The organism is Salinithrix halophila, assembly GCF_042650125.1.
Taxonomy (GTDB): Bacteria; Bacillota; Bacilli; order Thermoactinomycetales; family DSM-45169; genus Salinithrix; species Salinithrix halophila.
The window spans coordinates 1-24411 of record NZ_JBHSAP010000009.1 but is presented as its reverse complement, the minus strand read 5'-3'; the positions used below and the strand labels follow the sequence as shown (position 1 = coordinate 24411).

29 protein-coding genes and 1 pseudogene are annotated in these 24411 nt (G+C 51.7%); 27 read left to right on the top strand and 3 right to left on the bottom strand.

Features of this window, described 5'->3' with window-relative positions; genetic code table 11:
* Positions 1–75: 75 nt before the first annotated feature.
* The 19 genes from ACFOUO_RS06310 (at position 76) to ACFOUO_RS06220 (ending at position 15243) form a co-directional block, all read left to right on the top strand.
* Entirely contained in the window at positions 76–309 is a 234-nt protein-coding gene (locus ACFOUO_RS06310) for an acyl carrier protein (RefSeq protein ID WP_380703359.1), read from the top strand.
* Between the two features lie 94 nt (positions 310–403).
* The gene (gene fabF, locus ACFOUO_RS06305) at positions 404–1648 is read left to right on the top strand and encodes a beta-ketoacyl-ACP synthase II (protein WP_380703357.1); all 1245 of its coding nucleotides are present in this window, start codon (positions 404–406) and stop codon (positions 1646–1648) included.
* 23 nt (positions 1649–1671) lie between these two features.
* The gene (gene rnc, locus ACFOUO_RS06300) at positions 1672–2364 is read left to right on the top strand and encodes a ribonuclease III (RefSeq protein ID WP_380703355.1); all 693 of its coding nucleotides are present in this window, start codon (positions 1672–1674) and stop codon (positions 2362–2364) included.
* 130 nt (positions 2365–2494) lie between these two features.
* The gene (locus ACFOUO_RS06295; protein ID WP_380703353.1) at positions 2495–2665 is read left to right on the top strand and encodes a hypothetical protein; all 171 of its coding nucleotides are present in this window, start codon (positions 2495–2497) and stop codon (positions 2663–2665) included.
* A gap of 19 nt (positions 2666–2684) precedes the next feature.
* Positions 2685–2891, top strand: a complete 207-nt coding sequence (locus ACFOUO_RS06290) for a hypothetical protein (protein WP_380703351.1) — start codon at positions 2685–2687, stop codon at positions 2889–2891.
* Positions 2892–2940: 49 nt separating this feature from the next.
* A complete protein-coding gene (locus tag ACFOUO_RS06285; RefSeq protein ID WP_380703349.1) occupies positions 2941–3279 on the top strand; it encodes a tRNA-binding protein in 339 nt (112 codons plus the stop codon).
* A 166-nt stretch (positions 3280–3445) separates the two neighbouring features.
* Complete coding sequence (gene smc, locus ACFOUO_RS06280; protein ID WP_380703347.1) at positions 3446–7036, top strand: chromosome segregation protein SMC; 3591 nt, start codon at positions 3446–3448, stop codon at positions 7034–7036.
* Between the two features lie 12 nt (positions 7037–7048).
* The gene (ftsY, locus tag ACFOUO_RS06275; RefSeq protein WP_380703345.1) at positions 7049–8044 is read left to right on the top strand and encodes a signal recognition particle-docking protein FtsY; all 996 of its coding nucleotides are present in this window, start codon (positions 7049–7051) and stop codon (positions 8042–8044) included.
* A 179-nt stretch (positions 8045–8223) separates the two neighbouring features.
* Positions 8224–8550 (top strand): YlxM family DNA-binding protein, encoded by a 327-nt coding sequence (gene ylxM, locus ACFOUO_RS06270; protein ID WP_380703343.1) that lies wholly within the window; start codon positions 8224–8226, stop codon positions 8548–8550.
* 61 nt (positions 8551–8611) lie between these two features.
* Entirely contained in the window at positions 8612–9961 is a 1350-nt protein-coding gene (gene ffh, locus ACFOUO_RS06265) for a signal recognition particle protein (protein WP_380703341.1), read from the top strand.
* Between the two features lie 37 nt (positions 9962–9998).
* Positions 9999–10271, top strand: a complete 273-nt coding sequence (rpsP, locus tag ACFOUO_RS06260) for a 30S ribosomal protein S16 (RefSeq protein WP_380703339.1) — start codon at positions 9999–10001, stop codon at positions 10269–10271.
* A gap of 38 nt (positions 10272–10309) precedes the next feature.
* Positions 10310–10537, top strand: coding sequence for a KH domain-containing protein (locus ACFOUO_RS06255; protein ID WP_380703337.1), 228 nt, complete (start codon positions 10310–10312; stop codon positions 10535–10537).
* A gap of 31 nt (positions 10538–10568) precedes the next feature.
* Positions 10569–11087: a ribosome maturation factor RimM gene (gene rimM, locus ACFOUO_RS06250; RefSeq protein WP_380703335.1), complete on the top strand. Its 519-nt coding sequence runs from the start codon at positions 10569–10571 to the stop codon at positions 11085–11087.
* Between the two features lie 16 nt (positions 11088–11103).
* Complete coding sequence (gene trmD, locus ACFOUO_RS06245; protein WP_380703333.1) at positions 11104–11850, top strand: tRNA (guanosine(37)-N1)-methyltransferase TrmD; 747 nt, start codon at positions 11104–11106, stop codon at positions 11848–11850.
* A gap of 134 nt (positions 11851–11984) precedes the next feature.
* Positions 11985–12329, top strand: coding sequence for a 50S ribosomal protein L19 (gene rplS / locus ACFOUO_RS06240; RefSeq protein ID WP_380703331.1), 345 nt, complete (start codon positions 11985–11987; stop codon positions 12327–12329).
* A gap of 309 nt (positions 12330–12638) precedes the next feature.
* Positions 12639–13190, top strand: a complete 552-nt coding sequence (gene lepB / locus ACFOUO_RS06235; RefSeq protein ID WP_380703329.1) for a signal peptidase I — start codon at positions 12639–12641, stop codon at positions 13188–13190.
* A 12-nt stretch (positions 13191–13202) separates the two neighbouring features.
* The gene (ylqF, locus tag ACFOUO_RS06230) at positions 13203–14105 is read left to right on the top strand and encodes a ribosome biogenesis GTPase YlqF (protein WP_380703327.1); all 903 of its coding nucleotides are present in this window, start codon (positions 13203–13205) and stop codon (positions 14103–14105) included.
* The gene (locus ACFOUO_RS06225; RefSeq protein ID WP_380703325.1) at positions 14074–14868 is read left to right on the top strand and encodes a ribonuclease HII; all 795 of its coding nucleotides are present in this window, start codon (positions 14074–14076) and stop codon (positions 14866–14868) included. Before ylqF ends, ACFOUO_RS06225 begins: the two co-directional genes overlap by 32 nt.
* 15 nt (positions 14869–14883) lie before the next feature.
* Positions 14884–15243: a YraN family protein gene (locus ACFOUO_RS06220; protein WP_380703323.1), complete on the top strand. Its 360-nt coding sequence runs from the start codon at positions 14884–14886 to the stop codon at positions 15241–15243.
* A 74-nt stretch (positions 15244–15317) separates the two neighbouring features.
* Here ACFOUO_RS06220 and ACFOUO_RS06215 read toward each other — a convergent pair whose 3' ends face one another.
* Positions 15318–15881, bottom strand: coding sequence for a hypothetical protein (locus tag ACFOUO_RS06215; protein ID WP_380703322.1), 564 nt, complete (start codon positions 15879–15881; stop codon positions 15318–15320).
* A 226-nt stretch (positions 15882–16107) separates the two neighbouring features.
* Here ACFOUO_RS06215 and ACFOUO_RS06210 point away from each other — a divergent pair, with 226 nt between their 5' ends.
* From ACFOUO_RS06210 to ACFOUO_RS06200, 3 genes are all read left to right on the top strand, one after another.
* Positions 16108–16323 carry a DUF2188 domain-containing protein gene (locus ACFOUO_RS06210; protein ID WP_380703320.1) on the top strand — a complete coding sequence of 72 codons (216 nt, stop codon included), beginning with the start codon at positions 16108–16110 and terminating at the stop codon, positions 16321–16323.
* Positions 16324–16538: 215 nt separating this feature from the next.
* Positions 16539–17165, top strand: a complete 627-nt coding sequence (locus ACFOUO_RS06205; RefSeq protein WP_380703318.1) for a sterol desaturase family protein — start codon at positions 16539–16541, stop codon at positions 17163–17165.
* 128 nt (positions 17166–17293) lie between these two features.
* On the top strand, positions 17294–18280 hold the full coding sequence (locus ACFOUO_RS06200) for a polysaccharide deacetylase family protein (protein WP_380703316.1): 987 nt from the start codon (positions 17294–17296) through the stop codon (positions 18278–18280).
* Positions 18281–18771: 491 nt separating this feature from the next.
* Here the strand turns inward: ACFOUO_RS06200 and ACFOUO_RS06195 are convergent, their stop codons facing one another.
* Positions 18772–20259, bottom strand: coding sequence for a hypothetical protein (locus ACFOUO_RS06195; protein WP_380703314.1), 1488 nt, complete (start codon positions 20257–20259; stop codon positions 18772–18774).
* Between the two features lie 445 nt (positions 20260–20704).
* Between ACFOUO_RS06195 and ACFOUO_RS06190 the strand changes: the two genes are divergently transcribed.
* The 3 genes from ACFOUO_RS06190 (at position 20705) to ACFOUO_RS06180 (ending at position 23103) form a co-directional block, all read left to right on the top strand.
* Complete coding sequence (locus tag ACFOUO_RS06190; RefSeq protein ID WP_380703312.1) at positions 20705–20962, top strand: hypothetical protein; 258 nt, start codon at positions 20705–20707, stop codon at positions 20960–20962.
* Between the two features lie 282 nt (positions 20963–21244).
* The gene (locus ACFOUO_RS06185) at positions 21245–22222 is read left to right on the top strand and encodes a glutaminase (protein ID WP_380703310.1); all 978 of its coding nucleotides are present in this window, start codon (positions 21245–21247) and stop codon (positions 22220–22222) included.
* A gap of 407 nt (positions 22223–22629) precedes the next feature.
* Positions 22630–23103, top strand: coding sequence for a Rok-like winged helix domain-containing protein (locus ACFOUO_RS06180; RefSeq protein WP_380703308.1), 474 nt, complete (start codon positions 22630–22632; stop codon positions 23101–23103).
* Between the two features lie 166 nt (positions 23104–23269).
* Here ACFOUO_RS06180 and ACFOUO_RS06175 read toward each other — a convergent pair whose 3' ends face one another.
* Positions 23270–23629 carry a YndM family protein gene (locus tag ACFOUO_RS06175; RefSeq protein WP_380703306.1) on the bottom strand — a complete coding sequence of 120 codons (360 nt, stop codon included), beginning with the start codon at positions 23627–23629 and terminating at the stop codon, positions 23270–23272.
* A 102-nt stretch (positions 23630–23731) separates the two neighbouring features.
* Between ACFOUO_RS06175 and ACFOUO_RS06170 the strand changes: the two genes are divergently transcribed.
* Both ACFOUO_RS06170 and ACFOUO_RS06165 read left to right on the top strand, forming a co-directional pair.
* On the top strand, positions 23732–24007 hold the full coding sequence (locus ACFOUO_RS06170) for an SDR family NAD(P)-dependent oxidoreductase (RefSeq protein WP_380703304.1): 276 nt from the start codon (positions 23732–23734) through the stop codon (positions 24005–24007).
* Between the two features lie 121 nt (positions 24008–24128).
* Positions 24129–24296 (top strand): annotated as a pseudogene (locus tag ACFOUO_RS06165) (transposase); the annotation flags it as partial.
* Positions 24297–24411 lie beyond the last annotated feature (115 nt).

Below are 24411 nucleotides of genomic sequence, written 5' to 3'. Positions count from 1 at the left end.
TACCTGATTTGATGGGATATGCTTGCTCGATTTTTCAACATACATCCCGTATAATACGAAAGGGAGGTGAAGGAAATGGCCGATACGCTAAACCGCGTGCAACGCATTGTCGTGGATCGTCTGGGTGTGGATGCCGCCGAGGTGACTCCTGAAGCCGCAATTAAAGACGACCTGGGAGCGGATTCCCTGGACGTGATGGATCTCATCCTCGAGCTGGAAGACGAGTTTAACCTGGAGATCTCCGATGAACAAGCCGAAAAAATTAATACGGTAGGGGATATCGTTTCTTATATCGATTCCCGCTCCTGAGAGAGGAAGCGAAGTCCCGTTTGATGAACGGGACTTGTCTTCTCTTTCAAGGAATATTCCTCCCATCTTGTTTTGAATAAAGGCGGTGAAGCAAATGGCGAAACGGGTTGTGATTACCGGTATGGGGTTGATTTCTCCTATCGGCAGCGATATCCCCACGTTTTGGGACAACCTGGTCTCCGGTCAATCCGGGATTGGCCCTGTCACCCGGTTCGACACCAGCGACTACCCGACAAAGATCGCTGCGGAAGTGAATGATTTCGACCCGCAGGATTATATGGATAAAAAAGAAGCTCGGCGCATGGACCGCTTTGTCCAATTTGCCGTAGCTGCATCGAAAAAAGCCATCGATCATGCTGGTATTGACCTTAACGGTATGGATCCGGATCGAATCGGCGTCTATATCGGTTCCGGTATTGGTGGCTTAACCACCTGGGAAGAAGAACACCGGAAACTGATTGAGAAGGGTCCGCGGCGTGTCAGCCCCTTCTTCATCCCGATGATGATCGCCAACATGGCGGCGGGCCAAGTCTCCATCTCCCTTGGGGCCAAAGGGCCCAGCAGTGCAGCTATCTCCGCATGCGCTACCGGTACTCACTCGATCGGGGATGCGACCAAAATTCTCGAGCGGGGCGAAGCTGATGTGATGATCGCCGGGGGTACCGAGGCGACGATTACACCGATGGCTTTTGCCGGTTTCTGTTCAGCGAAAGCGATGTCCACCCGCAACGAAGAGCCAGAGAAGGCGAGCCGTCCCTTTGACAAGGAACGGGACGGGTTCGTCATGGGAGAGGGATCCGGCATCCTCGTCTTGGAAACTCTGGACCATGCTCTGGAGCGAGGGGCTAACATCATCGCCGAAGTGGTAGGGTACGGTATGACTGGCGATGCTCACCATCTGACGGCTCCGGCCCCTGAAGGAGAAGGTGCCGCCCGTTCGATGAAACGAGCCCTAGCGAGCGCGGGCTTGCAGCCGGAAGATATCGGGTATATTAATGCCCATGGAACCTCCACGGATCTGAACGACAAGTTTGAAACGATGGCTATCAAGGCAACCTTTGGTGACCATGCATACAAGCTGGCGGTCAGTTCCAGTAAGTCGATGTTTGGCCACATGTTGGGTGCCGCTGGCGGGGTGGAAGCGATCGTCACCGCCCTCGCTCTGAAAGAAGGCATCCTGCCCCCGACGATCAATTATGAGCACCCGGATCCCGAGTGTGACTTGGACTACGTTCCTAATGAGGCACGGAAAGCCAACGTGCGGGCAGCGCTGTCCAACTCCCTCGGCTTCGGGGGGCACAACGCGACGATCGTACTGAAAGCCTACGACGAAGCGTAATTATTGCAGGTGGTGATCAGGAGATGAACCTGGCCGAACTGGGACAGACCATCGGCCTGTCTCTCCAGGACGAAGAGCTGTTTTTGCAGGCGTTCACCCATACCTCTTTTGCCCATGAGCGGAAAGGGGAAAAACTCCAACAAGATAATGAACGGCTGGAGTTCCTGGGTGATGCGGTGCTGGAATTGACAGTGTCGGAACACCTGTACCACCGGTTTCCCGCTTTACATGAGGGGGATTTGACCCGGATGCGCGCTCGGGTTGTCTGCGAGCCTTCCCTGGCTTCCTTTGCCCGAGATCTGGGTTTCGGCAACCATGTCCGGTTGGGCAAGGGAGAGGAGATGACCGGGGGCCGCAATCGACCAGCCCTTCTCGCGGATGTCTTCGAGGCCTTTATCGGTGCCCTTTACCTGGAGAAAGGCCTGAACGGCGTCAAGGCCTTTATGAAGTCCGCTATCTTTCCCCGCATTGATGATCAATGGCTTACACAGGCAACCGATGCGAAGAGTCAGTTGCAGGAAGCGGTTCAACAAGAACATCTCGGCTCCCTGGAATACCAAATCGTCGATGTCCAGGGCCCGGCACACGACCGGCAGTTCGTCGCCGAGGTCTGGCTGGCGGGCAAAAGGCTCGGTTCGGGGATGGGGCGCTCCAAAAAAGAAGCGGAACAGCGGGCGGCTGCGGAAGGCTTGAAGCGGTTCCGGATCAAAGGTTGACAACGAACCACCGGCTACGATGACCGGTGGTTCGTTGTTTTTTTGTGCGGAGAGTGAAACTGGAAGGGTCTTGAAACGTAAAAGGTAAAAGAAGGGTTGGGAAGGACAGTTGATGGAAAGGGGGATGTCCATGAATGCCTTGCAATTTCTACCGCTTATGGTGATGGGCCTCTTTTATGGTGGCCTGTTTCTCTTCGGTGTGATCGTTAGCTGGCGATTGATGAAGGCTCACGAAAAGCTGGCCCAGTCGGTAAGCGATTTGTCCGAGCGCTTGGGGTTGGAGCAGAAAAAAGACATGTGAGGGAGGTTGGCTATTTTATATGGTACAGTTCAATTGGCTTACGATGATTTTCCAATTTGTCACATTTCTAGTGCCCTTGACAGCCGCTATTTTTGTCGGGGTGGTTTTTTGGCGGCTGATGAAAGCCCATGAAAAGTTGTCTCGGTCCATGGAGGTGTTGGCAGGTCAAAGAGCTGGCAGTGGGGAGGGAAACAGGGAGTCCGTGAAGAAAGAGGAAAAACAATAGAGCCCCCAGCATCGAACCCGGTATCCAGCTCATGGAGGAGAGTGAACCCATGGTTACCGTCACCTTTGACGATTTTGCAAAAATCGAGATTCGTACCGGAAAGGTGGTAAGGGTGGAGCCCTTTCCCAAAGCACGAAAGCCCGCCTACAAGCTGTGGATCGATTTCGGGAAGGAAGGGGGCATGAAAAAGTCCAGCGCCCAGATCACCGACCGCTATACGCCGGAAGAATTAGAAGGCCGTCAGGTGTTAGCGGTGACCAACTTTCCGCCGCGTCAAGTGGCCGATTTTATGTCGGAGGTCTTGGTCCTGGGGAATGTGCTGGAAGACGGTTCCGTTTCCCTGCTTCGCCCGGATCACGAGGTGCCTTTGGGCACCCGGGTATGGTGACGAAATTTATCATCCCGGCACCGGAGAAAGCCTTAATCCGGTGCCGTTTCTCATGGTAGAATAAGTACCTGAAGCCGCAGGAACCGGCTTCAGGAGCTTGTCAGACAATGAAAAACGGCTATGAGCCGAAAACAAGATGAATTTTATAGGAAAGGAGGGGGACGCATTGCATCTGAAAAGACTGGATATGATCGGGTTTAAATCCTTTGCCAACCGGACGGAACTGGAGTTTGTCCCCGGAGTGACAGCAGTGGTCGGCCCCAACGGGAGCGGCAAGTCCAACGTTACCGATGGAATGCGCTGGGTACTGGGGGAACAAAGTGCCAAGTCCTTGCGGGGGGCGTCCATGCAGGATGTGATTTTCTCCGGAAGTGACACCCGGAAACCTGTCGGGTATTGCGAAGTCGCCATCACCTTCGATAATACCGACCAAAAACTGAACTTGGATTATTCTGAAGTGACCGTCACCCGCAGGGTCTACCGTTCCGGTGACAGTGAATACTTCATCAACAAGCAGGGCTGCCGTCTACGGGACATCACCGAACTGTTCATGGACACCGGGATCGGCAAGGAAGCCTACTCGATGATCGGACAGGGACGCATCGATGAGATCCTCTCTACGAAATCGGAGGACCGACGGGCTATTTTCGAGGAAGCGGCTGGGATCGTCAAGTATAAATCCCGCAAACGGGAAGCGGAGAAAAAGTTGGAGACCACCGAGCAGAATCTCTCCCGTATTCAGGACCTGGTGAGCGAGCTGGAAAGCCAAGTGGAACCTCTCGCCGAACAGGCGGAGAAAGCCAAACGGTACAAAGAGCTAAAGGCGGAGCTTACCCAGGCGGAGATTGGCTTGTACGTACATAAGATTGAAACCCTGCACCAAAATTGGCAAGAAGCCAATCAAAAGCTAGGTTCTTTGAACGAAAAGCAAGCGGAATGGACGGCTGACGTCTCCGGTCGGGAAGCAGAATTGGAAAAACTGCGCTGGGAGATCGGCCAGAAAGAAAAACAGGTGGAAACCCTGCAGGGAGAACTCCTTCAGGTGAGTGAAGAATTGGAGAAGGTCGAGGGGCAGCGGGAAGTGCTTCTGGAGCGCTCACGCAACCGGGCCGTCTCCATTGAAGAGCTGAAAGAGCGTATCCAGGCCTTAACCGGGGAAATCGAGGAGCGGGAAGCCGAATGGCTACACCAGAAAGAGCGCCTGGCGAAAAAGGAAGCACAGCTGGTTGAGGTAGAGGCCAAGCTAAAAGAGGCCCAGGAGAAGCTGGCCGCTTCTGGGAATACCGCCGTCCTCGATCTGGATGAGTTAAAACAGCGTCTCTCCGCCTTGCTCCAAGAACGTACCCGGCTGGAAAGTGAGCAGGGTTACCTAGAAGAGCAGGGAGCTCAGACAAAAGAAGCCAGGGAAAAGGTTGTCGCCCAGGAAGCGTTGGAAAAGCAGGCGGACAAGGAACTCGCAGATCGGAAAGAATGGCTGGACAGGGAGCTGGCCGAGGTAGATGCTGCCCTGGAGTCTTGCGCCGAGCAGTTTCGGGAGTTGGGCAAGGAACGGCAACAGCTGGATCCAGCCATCCAGGAGGCCGCCAAGATCTTACGGCAGGCGGAGCAAAAGCTGGATGGTTTCCACTCTCGCCGGGAGATCGTCAAAGATATGGAGGCCGAACACGCTGGCTTTTTCCAGGGAGTGAAGGAAATTCTAAAAGCTCGGGACCGCGGGGCCAAGGAGCTTTCCGGCATCTTTGGCGCTGTTGCCCAGTTGATCCAGGTCCCCGCTGAATATGAAGCGGCGATTGAGACCGCCCTGGGAGGTGCCATGCAACATTTGGTGGTGGAGGATGAGGAGACGGGCCGCGCTGGCATCCGTTTCCTCAAAGAACGCCGGGCCGGACGGGCTACCTTCCTTCCTCTGAATGTGATTCAGGGACGCTTCTTCCCCTCCCATGAGAAGGGCAACCTGGAGGAGGTCCCCGGGTTTGTCGGTATGGCTGCCGATCTGGTCAAATGTGAACAACCTTACCGCAAGGTAGTGCTGAATCTCCTCGGACAGGTAGTGGTCGCCCGTACCTTGGAAGACGCCAATCTCATCGCCCGCCGGATCGGGTACCGATACCGAATTGTAACCCTGGACGGGGATGTGGTGAACCCCGGCGGTTCCATGTCCGGGGGAAGTCAGCAGAAATCGAAGGCTAACCTTCTCGGTCGGTCTCGCCAGGTGGAGGAACTGGAGAAGCAGATCGAAGCCGCAAAAGCGGAATGGCAGGCTGCGAAGGAAGAGCACGATGAACTTCTCACCCGGCGAAAAGAACTGGAAGAGAGCCTGGAAGATCTGCGTGAGGAAGGAGAGGAATTGCGTCTTACCCAGCAGGAGTTGAAAGGAAGCGAACGGGAGTGGACCGTAGAGAGCCGCAACCACGACGGTCAAAAGAAAAAGACTGCCGCAGAGCGAGCCCGACTTGACAAGGAAGTGGATCGGATCCGCATCCAAAGGGAAGAATTGGAACGTAAAATCACGGCGTCGGAGGAAGAAGAGGCCCGTCTTAAAAAAGCGATCCACGCTTCCCAGGAACGGGTGGCCCAGCACGCTTCGGAGAAAGATGCCGCTAATAAGGAGATCACCGACTGGCGGATCAGCGCTGCCCGTCTTCATCAGGAACGAGAGTATCTGGCCGCCGATTGTGAACGCCTGGGCCGGGAAAAGGAGAAGGCGGAAAAGGAAGCCGAAGAATCCAGAGACCGTCTTGCCCGCCTAGAGGCCGGTGAAGAGGATCAATCCGAGGAAGCGCGAACGCTGGAAGGAAAGGCGGAGGACCTCCGGGAGCAGAAAGAATCGACCTTTGAAGCCCTCACTGCCGCCAAAGAGGAACGGGATCGCCTCCACAGTGACCGGGGAGAAAAGGAATCCGAACTGAAAAAATCCCAACAGGGAATGCGCAAACATGAAGAGGAACTTCATCAGCAAGAGGTTCGGGCGAACCGGTTGGATGTGGAACTCAATCACCAACTGGAAAAGTTGGCCGAGGAATACGAGATTTCTTACGAACTGGCGAAAGATCGTTACCCCCAGCCGGAGGATCCCAAGCAGGCGGAGAGAGAAGTCCGTTCTTTGCGTGGCAAGATCGCAGCTCTCGGCGAGGTTAACCTGGGAGCGATCGAGGAGCATGGTCGGCTTTCCACCCGGTTTAATTTTCTGGCGGGACAACGGGATGATCTTCTGGAGGCAAAGGAGACGCTATTTCAAGTGATCCGGGATATCGAAGGGGAGATGTCCACCCGTTTTTCCCAGACCTTTGAGGCAATCCGGGTGGAATTTACCGATGTGTTCGCCAAAATGTTCGGCGGCGGACGAGCGGATCTTCGTCTGACCGAACCGGAGAACCTACTGGAAACAGGGATTGAAATCATCGCCCAGCCGCCAGGGAAAAAACCCCAAAGTCTCGGCCTTCTCTCAGGAGGAGAACGGGCATTGGCCGCTATTGCGCTCCTATTTGCCGTTCTTCGGTACAAGCCGGTTCCCTTCTGCGTGTTGGATGAAGTGGATGCTGCCCTGGACGAGGCCAACCTCTCCCGGTTTACCCGGTATCTCCGGGAGTTCTCCCAAAAAACGCAATTCATCATTATCACCCACCGCAAACGAACGATGGAAGGGGCGGATGTGATGTACGGGGTGACGATGGAAGAAGCCGGTGTCTCCAAGATCGTTTCCGTCAAGTTGGAAGAGTTCGACGGGGATAAAGAAGTAGCGGCTGCCATGGAATAAGGAGGAGAGCGGATGAATTTTTTCAAACGGTTGAAAGAGAGTGTATCCAAAACGACGGAATCCGTCACGCAGAAGTTCAAATCGGGGCTGGAGAAGACCAGCAGTTCCCTGGCTGGGGCGATGGACAGCGTCTTTTCTCGCAGCAAGATCGACGAAGAGATGTATGAGGAATTGGAGGATGTCCTGATCGGAGCTGATGTCGGAGTCAATACGACGCTGGAGATTGTGGACCGCCTGCGGGGGGAAGTGAAGGAACGCCGCATCAAGGATCCGGCGGAGCTACAGCCCCTGATGTCGGAGATCCTTGCCGACATCCTGAAAGGGGAGGGAGACAGTTCCGATGCAGCGATGAATCTGCAGGAAAATGAATTGACCGTCGTTCTTATCGTCGGAGTGAACGGGGTGGGTAAAACGACCACCATCGGCAAGCTAGCTCACCATTATAAGGAACAAGGTAAAAAGGTGATCCTGGCTGCCGGAGATACCTTCCGTGCCGGGGCTATCGAGCAACTCCAGGTATGGGGGGACCGGGTCGGGGCCGATGTGATTCGGCATCAGGCAGGTTCCGACCCCGCTGCCGTTATCTTTGACGGCATTCAGGCCGCCAGAGCACGGGGGGCCGATGTCCTTTTTTGTGATACGGCTGGTCGCTTGCAGAACAAAGTGAATCTGATGCAGGAACTGAAAAAGGTGCACCGGGTAATCCAACGGGAAATCCCGGACGCTCCCCACGACACCCTGCTGGTTTTGGATGCCACCACCGGTCAGAATGCTCTGCAGCAGGCTAAGATTTTCAACGATGCCACCCGTCTCACCGGTATTGTCCTGACCAAGATGGACGGGACCGCCAAAGGAGGCATCGCCATTGCGATTCGCCGGGAGTTGGCTACCCCGGTCAAGTGGATCGGCCTTGGAGAGAAGATGGATGACCTCCAACCCTTCAACGGGGACCAATACGTTCACGCCCTCTTTGCCGAAATGATCGAAAGGGAAGAGGCGGCAGAGTAGATACGGAAAAACAGCCCAACAGCCCGTCTTTCTTTGTGAAAGACGGGCTGTTGTCGGTGTGGAGTTATTCAAAGGGTGAATGACAACGCAAAAACCTTGACACGAAACTCTGGGATTGATATGATGATCCTCGTGTAAAGGGCACCACCCTGACAGGTGATTCGAGGTGACCCCGGTTGTTGGATAAAACGACTCGTGTCAACCTTCTATATGATTTCTATGCACCACTGTTGACCGATAAACAACGAGCGCTCCTGGAATTCTATTTCCATGATGACTGGTCTCTGGGGGAAATTGCCGAGCATATCGGGATTTCACGCCAGGCTGTTTTTGAAGGCCTGAAACGGGCGCAGTCGGCCTTGGAAGAACGAGAGGGAGAGCTCGGGCTTCTCGACCGCCACCTGAGGCGGCGGAAGATTGCAGAGAAGATCATCGCTGAAACGGAAGGCGGCCCGCAAGGAGACACGGTGAAAGCGCTGGTTCAGGAGTTGTTGGAGCTGGATTGACGATGAACATGAGACGTGATGTGCTTGTGATTTGATCCTGGGATGCGGGGAGGCTGGCACCATGGCATTTGAAGGATTGTCCGAACGCCTGCAATCCGCGCTGCAGAAACTGCGCGGCAAAGGGAAAGTGAACGAGGCCGACGTGAAAGCCGCGATGCGGGAGGTACGTCTCGCTCTCCTGGAAGCAGATGTCAACTTCAAGGTGGTCAAGGAGTTCGTTTCCAAAGTGAGCGAACGAGCCGTCGGCCAAGAAGTTCTAAAGAGCCTCACTCCCGGTCAGCAGGTGATCAAGGTGGTTAATGAGGAGCTTACCCAGCTGATGGGTGGTTCCCAGGCAAAACTTTCTCTGACCTCCAAACCCTCTGTCATCATGATGGTAGGTTTGCAGGGGGCGGGGAAGACGACCACTGCCGGCAAATTGGCCCACTACCTGAGGAAGCAGAACAAGCAGCCACTCCTCGTTGCTGGCGATGTCTATCGACCGGCAGCCATCCGACAACTGGAGGTGCTGGGGGAACAGATCGACATCCCTGTCTTCTCTATGGGGGATCAAGAAAACCCTGTTACCATCGCGGAAAAAGGGATCGCCCACGGCAAAGAAGAGGGCCATGATGTGGTGATTGTCGATACCGCTGGCCGCCTTCACATCGATGAGACGATGATGGATGAGCTAAAGGCGATCCGACAGGAAGTTTCCCCAGACGAAGTGCTCCTCGTCGTCGATGCGATGACGGGTCAGGACGCTGTCAACGTAGCGGAAAACTTCAACCGGGAGATGGCTCTGACCGGGGTCGTCCTCACTAAGTTGGATGGGGATACCCGCGGCGGTGCGGCCCTCTCTGTCAGAGCGGTAACGGACTGTCCCGTAAAATTTGCTGGGATGGGCGAAAAAGTGGACGCCCTGGAACCTTTCCACCCTGAACGGATGGCTTCTCGAATCCTTGGGATGGGGGATGTACTCACCCTGATCGAGAAGGCGCAAGCCAATGTCGACCAGGAGAAGGCGAAGGACCTGGAGCGTAAGATGCGTACCCAGCAGTTCACCTTCGACGATTTCCTCGACCAGATGGACCAGGTCCGAAACATGGGTCCGCTGGATGAAATCCTCGGCATGATGCCGGGGGCGGGGCAGATGAAGGGCCTGAAAAATCTGCAGGTGGATGAGAAGCAACTGACCAAAGTAGAGGCCATCATCCGCTCGATGACCCCAGAGGAAAAACAGCATCCCGATATCATTAATGCCAGTCGACGCAGACGACTGGCTGCGGGAAGCGGCACCACGGTTCAGGACGTCAACCGGTTGATCAAGCAGTTTATGGACATGAAGAAGATGATGAAACAGTTCTCGTCCATGACCAAGGGCAAGAAGAAAAAGGGCATGGGACGGTTTAAATTCCCGTTTATGCCCTGAGGATTCGGTTTATCCTGTAGAGGAGGTGAAGTTTACGATGGCAGTGAAAATCCGCCTGAAGCGCATGGGTGCCAAGAAAGCTCCCTTCTACCGCGTGGTGGTAGCAGACGCTCGCGCACCCCGGGACGGTCGTTTTATCGAGGAAATCGGGTATTACAACCCGCTGACCCAACCGGCCCAGGTGAAAATCGATGAGGAGAAAGCGATGAAATGGCTCTCCGACGGCGCCCAGCCTTCCGATACGGTAAAGAACCTGTTCCGTAAAGAAGGCATTCTGAAGAAGATCCATGAAGCCAAGCATCAGAAATAAGTTCCCTGCCCGCCTGGCGGGCTTGGGGGGGAATCCCTTTGAAGGAACTGATTGAGTGTATCGCGAAATCCCTGGTTGAACATCCCGATCAGGTCCGTATCCGGGAGCGGGAAGAGGAAGGACGGATTGTATTCGTCCTCTCTGTCGCGCCGGAGGATATGGGAAAAGTGATCGGGAAGCAGGGACGCATCGCTAAAGCGTTACGAACGGTGGTCGGAGCTGCCGCAGTTCGGGAAGATAAGCGCGTCATGGTGGAGATCGTCTGAGCCGCGACGCTGGACGAAAGGAGGCCGGTCCATGGCTGAACCGGACTGGTTGACCGTCGGCCACATCGCCGGCACTCACGGGATCCGAGGCGAGGTCCGGGTCGTATCCCGTACCGATTTTCCTGAAGTCCGCTTCGCTCCCGGAACTGAACTCATGCTCAGCCATCCCCGTTTGGAGGGGATGGTCCCTCTGACGGTGGAAAGCTTCCGTCCCCATAAGCAAGGATTCCTGGTCAAATTCCGGGAATGGGCGGATATCAACGAAGCAGAGGGGTACAAGAGCGGTACGTTAATGGTGGAACGATCCAAAGCAGTGGACGAGGACGAAGCCTACTATCTCTTTGAAATCATCGGCTGTGAAGCCGTGACGACGGAGGGTGAGAAACTGGGTGCCATTGTTGACATCCTGCAACCCGGGGCGAATGATGTCTGGGTGGTTCGCCGACCGGGAGGCAAGGATCTCCTGCTCCCCTACATCGATGATGTCGTGAAAGATGTGGATGTAGAAGGGAAGCGCGTGGTGATCCAGTGGATGGAAGGGCTCGATTGATCGAGGTGAGACCGGATTGCGTTTTGATGTCTTGACACTCTTCCCGGAGATGTTTGAGGGGTTTCTCTCCTCCAGTATCATGAAGCGGGCTGTTGACCAGGGATTGATCGCACCATCATTTATCAATTTCCGGGAATACAGTACCGATAAACACCGAACGGTCGACGATACGCCGTACGGCGGCGGTGGGGGGATGGTTCTAAAACCGGAGCCCTTGTTCCGGGCGGTGGAGGAACTGACACATGGAGAGACCACTAAACCCCCGGTACTGATGATGAGCCCCCAGGGAATCCCTTTCACCCAGCGGAAAGCGGAAGAACTGGCCCGTCACTCCCATATCGTCCTTCTCTGCGGCCATTATGAAGGCTTTGATGAGCGGGTCCGTGAGCATTTGGTGGACGAGGAGATTTCCATCGGTGACTATGTGCTCACGGGGGGCGAGCTGCCTGCGATGGTGGTGATGGATAGCTTGAGCCGCCTGGTTCCTGGGGTACTCGGAAACGAATCATCGGCGGAGGCGGATTCCTTTTCGACAGGCCTTTTGGAATATCCCCAATATACCCGTCCCGCCGACTTCCGGGGCTGGAAGGTTCCGGACATCTTGCTCTCCGGCCACCATCGGATGATCGAGGATTGGCGTCGCAAACAGGCCTTGCGTCGGACATTCCTCCGTAGACGGGATCTCTTAGAGTCCGCTGACTTAACCGAAGAAGATCGTGCCTACCTCGCCGAGCTGAAAGCGGAGGATTCCTCTGAGGACTGACGGCGAAAGGGACGGCAAGTATAGCAGTCAATTGTTTTGCTTTCCGCCGTATGTTAAAATGGATCTTGTGCTTCATGAGCTAACGGATCCTGAAATGAACAATACAATCCTATCCGGAAAGGAGGGAAATTGCTATGAACCCGGTAGTACGTGAATTGGGCGAACAACAGCAGCGCAAGGATATCCCGCGCTTCCGCGCCGGTGATACGGTGAAGGTACACGTAAAGGTTGTGGAAGGCACCCGCGAACGGATCCAGGTCTTTGAAGGTGTGGTTATCCAACGTCGCGGAGGCGGAATCTCCGAAACCTTCACGGTACGGAAGATCTCCTATGGAGTGGGCGTGGAACGGACTTTCCCGCTGCATTCTCCTCGGCTCGAAAAAATCGAGGTGGCTCGCCGCGGTAAAGTTCGCCGCGCGAAGCTGTTCTACCTCCGCAACCGCCGCGGTAAGGCAGCCCGGATCAAAGAAATCCATTAACTTCCTAAAAGGGCTTGAATTCTCAAGCCCTTTTATGAGTTTTTGGAGATCTTCCGTATCGGGTAGGTAGGAGGGAGTTTTGACCTGATCGGTAGCGTTGGGAGGATGAGGTCAGAACTTTTCCCCGTATCTGGTATCGATAGACGGAAGCATGTATACTGGATGTACCAGGGCTGTATGCCTCATGGTCCCGACCCGGACGGGCTCTGTGCCGCCGGTTAGGGTGGTCTGGAGGAATGGGCGGCCGCTGGGGCCGTACACCGAATTCCCCGTATTCTTGGTGCGATCGCGACAGTCAGGAGGAGCTTCATGAGTGAGTTCACCCCCCGTTCCGCCAGGCACGGAAGACAGAGCCGGGGAAACGATGAAGCGTGGGAATGGGTACAGGCGCTTGCCATTGCTGTAGTGCTCGCTTTGATCATCCGCTATTTCGTCTTGTCGCCTTTCAGCGTCGCGGGCCCGTCGATGTTATCTACCTTGCACAACGGAGACAAGGTAATCGTCAATAAAATGATTTACTTGATCCGTGATCCTGAGCCTGGTGAAGTCATTGTTTTTCATGCCTCGGAAGATAAGGACTACATCAAGCGGGTCATCGCGTTGCCGGGTCAAACGGTATCTGCACAAAACAATGTGGTGCGGGTAGACGGTCGTAGTATCGAGGAGCCTTACATAGACGAAAGAAACCGGACAGCCGATTTTGGCCCGGTAAAAGTACCCAAAGACCATGTCTTCGTCCTGGGCGACAACCGTATGAACTCCAGCGACAGCCGTGAACTGGGGCCGATTCCCCTCGACCGGTTGGTGGGACGTGCGGATGTGATCTTCTGGCCTATGAACGATTTTTCTTTTTTGTGGTGAAAAGGTGATGACATGACAATCCAGTGGTTTCCCGGCCATATGGCCAAAGCCCGCCGTCAGGTGGAAGAGAAAATCAAGCAAGTGGATCTGGTCTATGAATTGCTGGATGCCCGGCTTCCGTTGTCCAGCCGTAACCCGATGATCGATGAACTAGTCGGGGAGAAGGCCCGGGTGATTTTGCTTACCAAGAGCGACCTCGCAGATCCCGAGGCGACGCGTCTTTGGAGCGACTATTTCCGTTCGGCCCAGGTAAAGGTGCTGCCGATTGACACCCTGTCGGGGACTGGCATCCAAAAGATTTCCTCGATCAGCCGGGATCTGATGAAAGATAAATTGGCTGCCCTGGAGAAAAAGGGGATCAAGCGCCAACGAATCCGTGCGATGGTGCTTGGGGTGCCTAACGTAGGCAAATCGGCCCTTATCAATCGGCTCGCCGGTCGCAGCATCGCCAAGACGGGAGATCGCCCGGGCGTGACCCGTGCTCAGCAGTGGATCAAGGTAGGCGACGGCACCGAGTTATTGGATACTCCCGGTATTCTATGGCCGAAATTTGAAGATAAGACTGTCGGCTTGCGTCTTGCAGCCAGCGGGGCCATCCGGGAGGAGATCCTCCCCGTAGACGAAATCGGTTTATATCTGCTCGGCTATCTGGGGGATCGCTACCCTGCCTCCCTCATCGACCGTTATAACATGGAGCTATCGGATGGAGCAGATGGTCTCACTCTGTTGGAAGAGGTGGGAAGGCGGCGCGGTTGTATGCGCAAGGGCGGCGAAGTCGATTACGAGAAGGCGGCGGACATCGTGGTGAAGGATCTTCGTTCCGGACGCTTGGGACGGATTTCCCTCGAATTCCCGTCTGATTGGGAGAAGGGAGAAGAAGCGAATGAAAGTACAGGGGACGGTCCGCGAAATTGAGGCCCGCCTCAACAGCGATAGCGAAATCGATCCGGGTTGGATCGATCAGTTGCTCGCTGATCCGCGGGCCGGCGTACAGAAGCTGGCCCGCTCTTTTTTACGCAGACAGGAAAAAATTCGCTCTGAACAGGAACGGGTCGAGCGGATGTGGCAGTTTGAACATACATATCGACAACAGGGATACCGGCTGATCGCCGGGCTGGATGAAGCGGGTAGAGGCCCTCTGGCCGGTCCGGTTACAGCTGCGGCGGTCATCCTTCCTGAAGATTTTGACGCAATCGGCCTTAACGACTCAAAAAAACTGACCCGTGAGGAACGACAGGCACTTCGAACCCGGATTGAGGGAGGAGCCTTGGCCGTTGGCATCGGGATCGTGGATAACCAAACCATCGATGAGATTAATATCCTCCAGGCAACCTTCGAAGCGATGCGTCGAGCCCTTGATGAACTGGTGCCAAAGCCGGATATGCTTCTCCTGGATGCGGTGAAACTACCAGGAGTAAAACTGCCCCAACACGGTATCGTGAAGGGAGATGCCCTCAGTCATTCCATCGCGGCGGCTTCCATTATCGCCAAAACGGTTCGGGATGAGTGGATGCGCCAGGCAGCGGAGGAATATCCGCAATACGGGTTTGACCGCCACTTGGGCTACGGAACGCCAGAACACCTGGAAGCCCTGGACAAATGGGGGCTTTGTCCACTGCATCGGAGGAGCTTCGCGCCTGTTGAGGAACGGGCGCACCGGCGTGGAATGATCGGATAAAGGGGGAGGTGCGGAATGGATGGGCGGAGGAAAACGGGCACTCTCGGGGAGGCTGCGGCTCGGCGCTATCTGGAGGAGAAGGGCTGGCTGATCCGAGAGACCAACTGGCGGACCCGTCTTGGCGAGCTGGACATTATCGCCGACCAGAAGGGGAGTATCGTGATCGTCGAGGTGCGAACCACCCGGGGGACCCGCTTTGGTTATGGCTTTCAGTCCGTCGATGGGAAGAAGCAGCAAAAGGTGCGCCGCCTGGCGTTGCAATATGTAAAGAGCCACCGCCTGGAGAATCGTCCCCTCCGGATCGATGTCATTTCCGTCCTACTTGCCCCTTCCGGAGAGGTGGAGCGCCTCGATCATCTGGAAGGTGCATTTTGAGTCGACACGCCGTCAGGCGTGTTTTTTTGCGGGAGAAAAGAAAAAAGGACGTTCTACGGAACGTCCTTTTTTTATCACACAGCTTCTAGATGGGTATTCAATAACTCCTGATAAAGCTCCTCCCCGCCGATATGAACCCGGAAGGAAACCTGTTCTGTGCCCTTGATCTGCCATTGGTGTAATTGCTGAAAGACGAGGTAGATGCTTTTTTTCACCTCAATATGGGGATACAGTTTTAGATCGACGAACAGGCTGTAGAGATTGGGCTTGACAACCTGGTGGGAATTCACTTTCATTGTGTCGAAGGTCTCTTCTAATCCATTGAGAATATAGGAGAGCCATTCCGGTCGTTTCGCTTTTTCGTCTAGAAAGTGAATCGTAAAACCCATCATCGGATAACGGTGGATGTCTGCTTCGGTATAAGAGGTTTTCCCCTGGTTACCAGCATCATAAAGGAAAAATTCAATATGTATTTTGCATGGTGCCGACTCTGCATGAGTGTTCTGGATTTTTTGTTTCAGGCGAAGCTCGTTGTTTTCCCTCTTCAGCCGGTCGATTTCTTTATGTAAACTTTCCGCATCATCCGGATCCATGGGTTCTGTCGTTGCATCGAAAAAGCGTTTGATTTTTGACCACATCCGAACTTCCCCCTTAAAGGCCTTCTCCTTCTATCCATAATTATACTTGAACAAGGGCATCTGAAAAAGAAGGTTTCCCGGAAAGATCCTCTCTCAAACCCAGATACGAGTTGAAAGTGTCGATTTTTAATGGTGGTCGGCAGGTGCAGGCAGAGGGAAAGGTGTTTACCCTTCAGTGGCAAGAGGGAAAATCTTTTTATAGAGAAAACGTGGAGGAGGGTCTGGGATGAATTGCTATACGATTACACCTAACAAAGATGCTACTGGTTGGTTTGTAAAAATCGAGAATACGGCACCCGCCGAGCTGTATACCCAAAAGGATGCGGCGATTGAGGCCGGGATCGATCTAGCGAAAACCCATGCACCTAGCAAACTCGTTATTCTCGATAAGAACCATCAAGAAGAGGAAGTGCGGAAGTTCCAACAACGGTCTCCGTCCTAGTAGTCGCCTTTTAGCTATAAACTTAGAAGAGGAGAATCCGGCGTCCAATCACGCAAATGGGATTCTCCTCTTTTGCTTGGATCACCGGTTGTCATTCTCGGATAGGAAGTTCCGATGGTCAGAGGGTGACGAATAAAAGGGAGATTTGTCCGGAATATCGAAAGAGTAAGGGATGTAAACTTTCTGAATAGACGGATAGACAGGAGGGGACGGGGATGAACCGGCAGGTTTTGAAAGAGTTTTTTAAGCAGCGTGATGTTATCGTGATGCTGTTCCTCTTGATCGCAGGTCTGGCAGCGATATCGCCTCATTTGGCGAGTTGGGCCGTCTGGGTGGCGATTGGAGGGGGAATGCTGGGTTATGCCGTTAGTGAATACATGATTCATCGTTTTTTCTTCCATCTGAAGCCGCCTTCCAACCCGCATTTTCATCGCTTACTAAAGCGCCTTCATTATGATCACCATGCAGAGCCGGACAACGGAGAGCTTTTGTTCCTCCCGGTTTGGTACAGTTTGCCCCTCATTGCAGTCGTGGGAGGCATCGCCTTCGGAGTGACCGGCCAATGGGTGTTGACGCTCGCTTTCACCGTAGGTGTGATCATCTATCTATTAGGTTATGAATGGATGCACTTGGTTGCCCATCGACCCGTCAAGCCGATCACTCCTTGGGGGCGGTATATGAAACGGGTTCACCTTTGGCATCACTACAAAAATGAAAACTATTGGTACGGCGTAACCAACCCCCTGCTGGATAAAGCGTTGGGGACCTATCTCGATGAAAAAGAAGCGGAACGAAGCACGACAGTGAAGAATTTGGAGGGACGAAAGGCGTCACCGCGTTAGATCGTCCATGGAAACCCATGCTCCGGAAGGGGCTATTTTTTTCGTTAAAAAATGTCGAGTCACGGCAAGAATATTAGGCTTTCATGTCGAAAGAAAAGGGGAGAGAAAAAAGAGAAAGAGGAGAGACCTTGAAACACATTTGGTTATCGGTGATTTTAGCTGCAACTACTCTAACGCTCCCTTTTTGGCAAGAAAAGGAGGAGGGGTTGCTGGCGATTTCCCCGGGAAATGAGAAGCCCACGGAGGCTGAGAAGTCGGCTCAACAGGTGTCATCCCTTCGAGAGGACGCCAATCCCAAATCCAGTCCGGATTCTCCGAATGCTTCCCTTGAAGAACCTTCCCAGAAAAAGCCTCGTTCCGTCCCTTCCGATAGAGAGGGGAAAGATAAGGATTCTACTGTCTCGTCTGATATAAAGACCAGGAAGCAGGGCGATTCTTCCGTCGATGCGAGGAGGGAAGAAAAAAAACCCAAGTCGATCCCCGCTGATCAAATTGTTCTTCAGGGTCAGGGCGGATCAAAAACCGCGGCTCTCACCTTCGATGACGGACCCGATGCCCGCTATACGGGAGAGGTGCTAGATCTATTGCGAGAAGAGGGTGTGAAGGCGACCTTTTTTGTTGTGGGTCAAGAAGTACGCCAGCATCCCGACGTTTTACGCAGAATCGATCGGGAAGGGCACAAGATTGGCAATCATACCTGGAGCCATCCATTCCTCCCGAAACTAACCGATACAAAGGTGCAGGAGGAATTAGATAAGACGGATCGGGAAGTGGCTCGCCTCACCGGTCGACGGATGACCCTGATGCGTCCACCCTACGGGGCCTATCAAGGAGTGGAGAAGGCGATTCTGTCCCGGTCCTATCGGATTATCAATTGGAGCGTTGATTCCCTTGATTGGCGTAAGGGGCGCGGAGCCACCGTGATCGAGCAGCACGTGACGAATGCCGTTCGCCCTGGAGCCATTATCCTTCACCATTCCGGTGGCGGGGATCGTTCCGCTACAGTGAAGGCGGTGAAAAAGGAAATCCGGTATTTGAAAAAGAAAGGATACCGCTTGGTTACCGTGGATGAAATGCTGGGCATACCCGCCTACCGGGAAGCGAATTCTCACTAAATGATTTTGCTTCCCATGCTCTTCTCCTACCCCGTTCTCTGAACGGGGTTTTAACGTATCGGGACGGTTTTACGTCGGGGGTAACAGGTTAACGCGCAGTGCTGTCCTCGAATGAAAAAGATCCACGAACCAGGGGTAGCAGCGTAGGTGATCATACTTCAGTAAAGCCGAGCACTAATACCCATGGGCCGATCACCCCGAAGGCAACGCCCCCCCAATCGCAATCAAGGACATGCTGTACCAAGTCGGGAGGCGTTGTCTGGTTCTGCATGGGAATCATAATGAAGGCGTTTGAATTGAAAATGCGGGTTGAAGGCAGCTTTAGATGGAAGGAAAAACAAGGATAGCTCCAATTCAAAGGGCATAAGAAATCCCCTTCAAGGAGAGTGTAACTTCTTTACACTGTTTACCTAAAGGGGATAATACCAATGTATTACAGGTCCTTTAATAAACCCTATATGTTTTTCACTCGTAGCTGGAATGCCCGCATCTTATTTCAGCTCTTCCTTCTTTTTCTTGTCATCTCCGTTTGGCACAAGTGAGATGAAATATTTATCTTTACTCAATCCATTCATGGAAAAATACAGGGGTTTTTTCCCATTCTCTTGATGAACTAGACTTGTCCCATCCTCCCCCTGTTCCAACGTCCATAGACTACCAGGTTTGTCCTTTTGGTCTTCTCCAACCCTTCTAATTTCGGAGCCCTCTTTAGCTACGTCATCTGTATTCAAATAGGGCTTGTCTTTGTACTTAGGAGCTTCAAATCGAATACGAACTTTATCTCCTAATTCAACATTTCCATTCTTGTCGGTAGTAGATTCGATTTTCACTGATGCTAAATCCTTGGATACCTCTTCAACTTTGTCGCTAACTTTTTTGCTTTCAGGCCAAATTTTACTACCACCCCATCCAATGGGATTATACTCTTCTGGTATAATAAACCCAAGAGGTCCATGTAAGAATAATGTTCGCCAAAAACTACTTTCCTTGGTTACCTTCTCTTCTACTGCTATTGGTTTAGTTTCGGAAGTAGAAAACAGGTATGTTTTGTTATACTGCAAAGGTTCTCCTTCGCTATTACCAATTACGCACGGTTCTACGCTCGGTTCTTCGCTTCGTTTCTTCCGACCGACTGGACCGGAAGGGCCAGAAGGGCCTGGTACTTGGTAGCAAAAGCGTTTTGCTCCTTGATTGTTAGACGAGGGGGCAGGACGTTTTCCAGCGTTAGTTCCAGTGTTAGATAGATTTTGTCGAGTGGGATAGACAGTTAATAACTCGACACGCCCAGTCATATACCTATCAACCACGATAGTCAAATCAAAATTTCCTAAATATCTATCACTCGGACCATTATAAGTCATACTCAACATATGAGCAGATTGATTGACTCGATTGAATACACTTACATTATGTGCATTTTCGATTACAAATTCACTCCTTTGAGCTCCATTTCGTCCCCGTCCAGTATTTTGAAATCTCACACCACTTGGCGGGGTGAAACCCGAAGGATTTTGCGCATATCGATCAATATCAACATAATCAAGAGCATCGGCTATCAAACCTATGAAATCTTCATTCTCTAAATTTAGAAATAGTGAGTGAGGACCTCCATTTCTATTAATTGCGTAATTGTGACGTAAAAAGTGAGGAACATGTGTGTTACCCTGTTGATCCATGGCCAGATAAATCGACCTCGGACTTCTGCCTGTATAGGTTAGTGTGATATAGGAGTTTAGCCCGAAATTCTCAAATTTTCCGTGTGCATGGCCTGTTTGATGCTGTGGATCGTTTGGACCAAAATTAAAAGTGGATGGTAAATCGTTAACAGTGGGCACATTTTGATAGGTTCCTTTTAAAGCATTTGTTATATCATTTGAATCAACCTTCGCAGAGGCTGGTGTAGCAGGCAAAAAAGAACTTGATAACATCGTAGCAGCAACCACAGGTATTAATATCTTTCTTTTAAGGGTTTTTATCATCTTCATTTTCTCCTCGCTTATCTCATAAGAGTGATGGTAAAAGCGTTTTTAAAACCATTACACTTTTATTACAGATAGGTCCAATGATTATGTTTAAAAGGGCGGACGCCTCCTAAAATAGGTTGTGATTGTAGCAGAAATATATCATGTAGTTTGTTTATAATCAAGTTGAAATTATTTACAATGAATAAATCGAATCTTTTTGTAATGATAGTGTAATGGTATATTGGTAATTTATAATTACTATAGGGATAAAGACAAAGGGCGTGTTGCTATACAGAACAGGGGGTTTTTCGTATGTTGTTCCGTTTCGCCGGTTCACAGACATACCTCCCATCAAGAGTGGGTTGCCGAAGTGGGCTTGGGTCACGACCCAATTGAAACACGCAGTGCTTACCTTCTATCTATAATGTATTTCAAGAGAAACCTCTCCTAAACAAAGAGGGTGATCCATATCGAGTCGAAAATAGACACTGTCTTGGAGGAGATTCGGGCGCATAGGAATGAATTGCAGAAAATGCGTGAAACCATGGGTAAAGTTCATACCTCGGTGACAGAGCTGAAGACCCATAGAGAGCACGACGAGAAGCGCATGGGGGAATTGGCCACCAAAGAATATGTGAAGTCTCAGACATGGCGAGTGATCCTGACTGGGGTTGGCTTAGTCATTACTGGTGTCGGGTTGCTCATTCGATTTTTATAACTTTATAAATAACAGCCCGCCACACGGCAGGCTGTTATTTGTTTATCTGGAAAGAGCTACCCCATTCTAGGTGATCATCTTTCCATCAGAAGAGCGCTGTGGCCACGGAGCCGCTTTTTCTTTTCGCTCAAGATAAACCTTTACGGTGTTGATTTCTGTAAGTAATTTCCTCATGGAAAAAGCGAAAAACACCGTAGAAGCGTGTTCATCTTTCCCTCTATAATAGGGACAGGCGGTATGGACTGATGCACTTATTTTAATAAAAGATTGAGGGTATGAACGATGGAACGGACTTTAGGGGAGATCGAGTGCTCCTTTACCCAACAATTGCACCAATGGACCGAACAATTTCGGCCTTATTCCGCTCAGGGAAAGTGTGCAGCTTATATTCCGGCCCTTGCTGAGGCAAACCCCGAGCATCTGGGGGTGTGTATTGCTCATCCGAATGGACAAGTGATGAAGGCTGGAGAATGGGATATTCCCTTTACCATGCAAAGCATCTCGAAAGTAATTGGTTTCATGGCTGCTTGTTCCGTCTGTGGAATGGAAGAAGTGCTAAATCGTGTGGATGTTGAGCCTACTGGGGATGCCTTTAATTCCATTATTCGTCTAGAGGCTCACAAGCCGGGAAAGCCCTTTAATCCCATGATCAACGCAGGTGCCATCACCGTTTCTTCCCTTCTTCCGGGAAAAGAACCTGCGGACAAATTGGAACCTATCCTGTCCCTATTGGAAAAAATCCTGGGTAAACGACCGCTCGTGAATGAAAACGTATTCAAATCCGAATGGGAAACCGCTTATCTGAACCGGTCTTTGGCTTATTATTTAAAGCAAAACGGATTTTTGGCTGCCGGTGTGGAAGAAGCCCTTGAAGTGTATTCCAGACAGTGTTCAATTCAAGTAACTGCCGAAGATCTGGCAAAGATCAGTCTGGTGATCGCCGATGACGGGTTTGATCCTTTCCAAGGGAAACAGATGATTCCCCGGAGGATCACGAAAGTTACCAAAGCTTTGATGCTTACCTGTGGTATGTATAATGCCTCGGGGAAATTGGCGGCATTTGTGGGGGTCCCTGCGAAGAGCGGTGTATCTGGCGGTATCATGGCGGCGATTCCTCCGAGAGGCCGACGAGGGGCACCTTTTCAAGAGGGAGGCGGTATCGGAATTTACGGTCCGGCCATCGATCAAGTTGGCAACAGCGTTTCGGGACTGATGGTATTAAAAGACATGGCTGAACATTGGGATCTCAATATTTTTTGAATATCGATTTCGTCTCCACCCAGCCGGACAGGTTTCCTTTGTAAACCTGTCCTTTTTCGTGTGGCTGTTGATCGATTTTCCGTCATAGGGTGAATGTTTCCGGTTGGGTTCCATTTTATACCTTATCTGGTATAGGGGTGATCCTGGATGGATTTTACATACAAAATTCCATCACAGAAGATTAGATGATTTTTCATTTGATAAGGAAAGGGAAGCAAGCAAATCAATGACGTAAATAGCATTTGGGCTACTGGGAATAATCCATATACTTGAATCGCGTAGTACATTTGTTTTACGCAATTCATAATAAAACTGTCTTTCAGCTCCCAGGTGGTTTATAAACAACCTGAAATCGGTTAAGATGATAGTATATAGCGAAGCATATTTGTTAAAAAGGAGATGATTTGGTGGATAAGAAATTGGATAATCAACTGGAAGAAGAGGTACGCGCTTTGGTACAGGGAGAGAATCAAAAGCTTCTTGTGGCTTTGCGGGCTATGCGGGAAGAAAACACGCGGTTTATCTTGGCATTGAGTGATGGGTTGGGTCAGGCTTTAAATAAGATGGTAAGGAGAGAAGGTGAAAGGGTTGCTTCCCCTGCTATCGCCGAGGAAGTGAAACCAGAGCCCATCCAATTGGTGAACACTAAAGGGATCCATAGGAAGACGATCCGAGCTGCGGAATTAGTTTCGCAAATTCTTCAGGAACGGGGCAGTATGCGTCTATCCGAGATCGCGCATGAAGTGGAACAGCGAGGCGGTGATTTCGGTTCCAATCCGACGATTACCATGAAATCGATCATGAAGATTGCGCCAGCCATACAGAAGGTGAGTCATGGACGCTATGCCTTCAAGCTCGAAAGTCAAAAGGAGCCCGTATGATCGGACTCCCAAGAATGCTGACAAAGGGTGCTGGATAAAGAAGGCTTCGCGGACCATTTGTCCCTTTGCCCGCCAATCGGGCCGAAGGGGTGGAACGCACCGAGTATGGGGGATCACCGCCGGTATATCACCGGCTTTTTTTAAACCCGGAAAATGGTCAATGACCTTACCCAATCGCTTCCTTTTCCATGAAAGCATTCTTCATATACTTATGGAAAAACCATTCACTGAAGGCTATAACGACGGCACTCAGGAATGCGGGACCAAACAGAGGAACCTCTTCATCGAATCGGTATGTACCCATGAACCAGACTACTATGAGGGCAAGCCCAAAATCGCCCATGGATGCGATGAAATTCCCGGTTCGAGGTAAGATCAAGAGATCCCCCAAATAACCGATGGCTGTCAACACGACGCTTGTCAAGAAGACATCGGTAAACGACACATCGTAAAAACCACTCAAGATGATAAACAATACCACAGTCGTCGCTGCAAACTTGATCAGCAAAGCGAGTAAATGTCTCACACACATCATCCTTTGCGTACAGGTCTTTTGATCATTGTTGGTTTAACTATTCCATAATATACGGTTCCGACCGTGGAGATTTTTTAAGGGGGAAACGAGTGGATGAGCCAACCGATAGCGACGGTTTTCGGAGGGTCTGGAGGAATGGGCCAGTACGTGGTACGCGAATTGCATAAGAACGGGTATCGGGCACGAGTGGTTGCTAGAAGCGAGGAGAAAATCAAAAAACGGCTACAAGATATCGATGTGGAGATTTTTACTGGCGATGCGAGGGATCCGCAGTTTGCCAAACGCGCTTCTGAAGGAGCTTCCCTCGTTTTTCACTCGATTGGATTTAACAAACCTGCGCCAGAAGTCTCCCACTTCTACAAGCGGTGAGATGAATGGCGCGTCAGACGAGGGAGGGGTGCTTTTTACCCCTCTCGCTAGTTTGACCACTTAGTAGAATCATGGTTGCCTTTATGATTCACCGGATCTATCATCAGTATTAGGTGATGAAATGGTTGATATAAATAGGAAATTGGATAGCAACAACCATTCAGTATTCTTGATGTACTACCACTTAGTCCTCGTGATCAAATATCGAAAGAAAGTACTGGATGATCCTATCTCTCGTCGTGCAAAGGAAATCTTTGAGTACATCGCATCCAAATACAATATCACGCTATGAGGTGAAATATGCTTCGAGCGAAGAAAGTACATTTTGTTGCCTCCCTATCCGATGTGAATCGCCTCTTTGCCTGTAACCGTGAATCCGCTCTTGTTTGGAACGAATGTCTGCA

Bases quoted from the DNA above. Each gene is read 5' to 3' on its own strand.
- ACFOUO_RS06310 (WP_380703359.1), top strand. From the start codon at position 76: ATGGCCGATACGCTAAACCGCGTGCAACGCATTGTCGTGGATCGTCTG.
- fabF (WP_380703357.1), top strand. From the start codon at position 404: ATGGCGAAACGGGTTGTGATTACCGGTATGGGGTTGATTTCTCCTATC.
- rnc (WP_380703355.1), top strand. From the start codon at position 1,672: ATGAACCTGGCCGAACTGGGACAGACCATCGGCCTGTCTCTCCAGGAC.
- ACFOUO_RS06295 (WP_380703353.1), top strand. From the start codon at position 2,495: ATGAATGCCTTGCAATTTCTACCGCTTATGGTGATGGGCCTCTTTTAT.
- ACFOUO_RS06290 (WP_380703351.1), top strand. From the start codon at position 2,685: ATGGTACAGTTCAATTGGCTTACGATGATTTTCCAATTTGTCACATTT.
- ACFOUO_RS06285 (WP_380703349.1), top strand. From the start codon at position 2,941: ATGGTTACCGTCACCTTTGACGATTTTGCAAAAATCGAGATTCGTACC.
- ftsY (WP_380703345.1), top strand. From the start codon at position 7,049: ATGAATTTTTTCAAACGGTTGAAAGAGAGTGTATCCAAAACGACGGAA.
- ffh (WP_380703341.1), top strand. From the start codon at position 8,612: ATGGCATTTGAAGGATTGTCCGAACGCCTGCAATCCGCGCTGCAGAAA.
- rpsP (WP_380703339.1), top strand. From the start codon at position 9,999: ATGGCAGTGAAAATCCGCCTGAAGCGCATGGGTGCCAAGAAAGCTCCC.
- rimM (WP_380703335.1), top strand. From the start codon at position 10,569: ATGGCTGAACCGGACTGGTTGACCGTCGGCCACATCGCCGGCACTCAC.
- rplS (WP_380703331.1), top strand. From the start codon at position 11,985: ATGAACCCGGTAGTACGTGAATTGGGCGAACAACAGCAGCGCAAGGAT.
- lepB (WP_380703329.1), top strand. From the start codon at position 12,639: ATGAGTGAGTTCACCCCCCGTTCCGCCAGGCACGGAAGACAGAGCCGG.
- ylqF (WP_380703327.1), top strand. From the start codon at position 13,203: ATGACAATCCAGTGGTTTCCCGGCCATATGGCCAAAGCCCGCCGTCAG.
- ACFOUO_RS06225 (WP_380703325.1), top strand. From the start codon at position 14,074: ATGAAAGTACAGGGGACGGTCCGCGAAATTGAGGCCCGCCTCAACAGC.
- ACFOUO_RS06220 (WP_380703323.1), top strand. From the start codon at position 14,884: ATGGATGGGCGGAGGAAAACGGGCACTCTCGGGGAGGCTGCGGCTCGG.
- ACFOUO_RS06215 (WP_380703322.1), bottom strand. From the start codon at position 15,881: ATGTGGTCAAAAATCAAACGCTTTTTCGATGCAACGACAGAACCCATG.
- ACFOUO_RS06210 (WP_380703320.1), top strand. From the start codon at position 16,108: ATGAATTGCTATACGATTACACCTAACAAAGATGCTACTGGTTGGTTT.
- ACFOUO_RS06205 (WP_380703318.1), top strand. From the start codon at position 16,539: ATGAACCGGCAGGTTTTGAAAGAGTTTTTTAAGCAGCGTGATGTTATC.
- ACFOUO_RS06195 (WP_380703314.1), bottom strand. From the start codon at position 20,259: ATGATAAAAACCCTTAAAAGAAAGATATTAATACCTGTGGTTGCTGCT.
- ACFOUO_RS06185 (WP_380703310.1), top strand. From the start codon at position 21,245: ATGGAACGGACTTTAGGGGAGATCGAGTGCTCCTTTACCCAACAATTG.
- ACFOUO_RS06170 (WP_380703304.1), top strand. From the start codon at position 23,732: ATGAGCCAACCGATAGCGACGGTTTTCGGAGGGTCTGGAGGAATGGGC.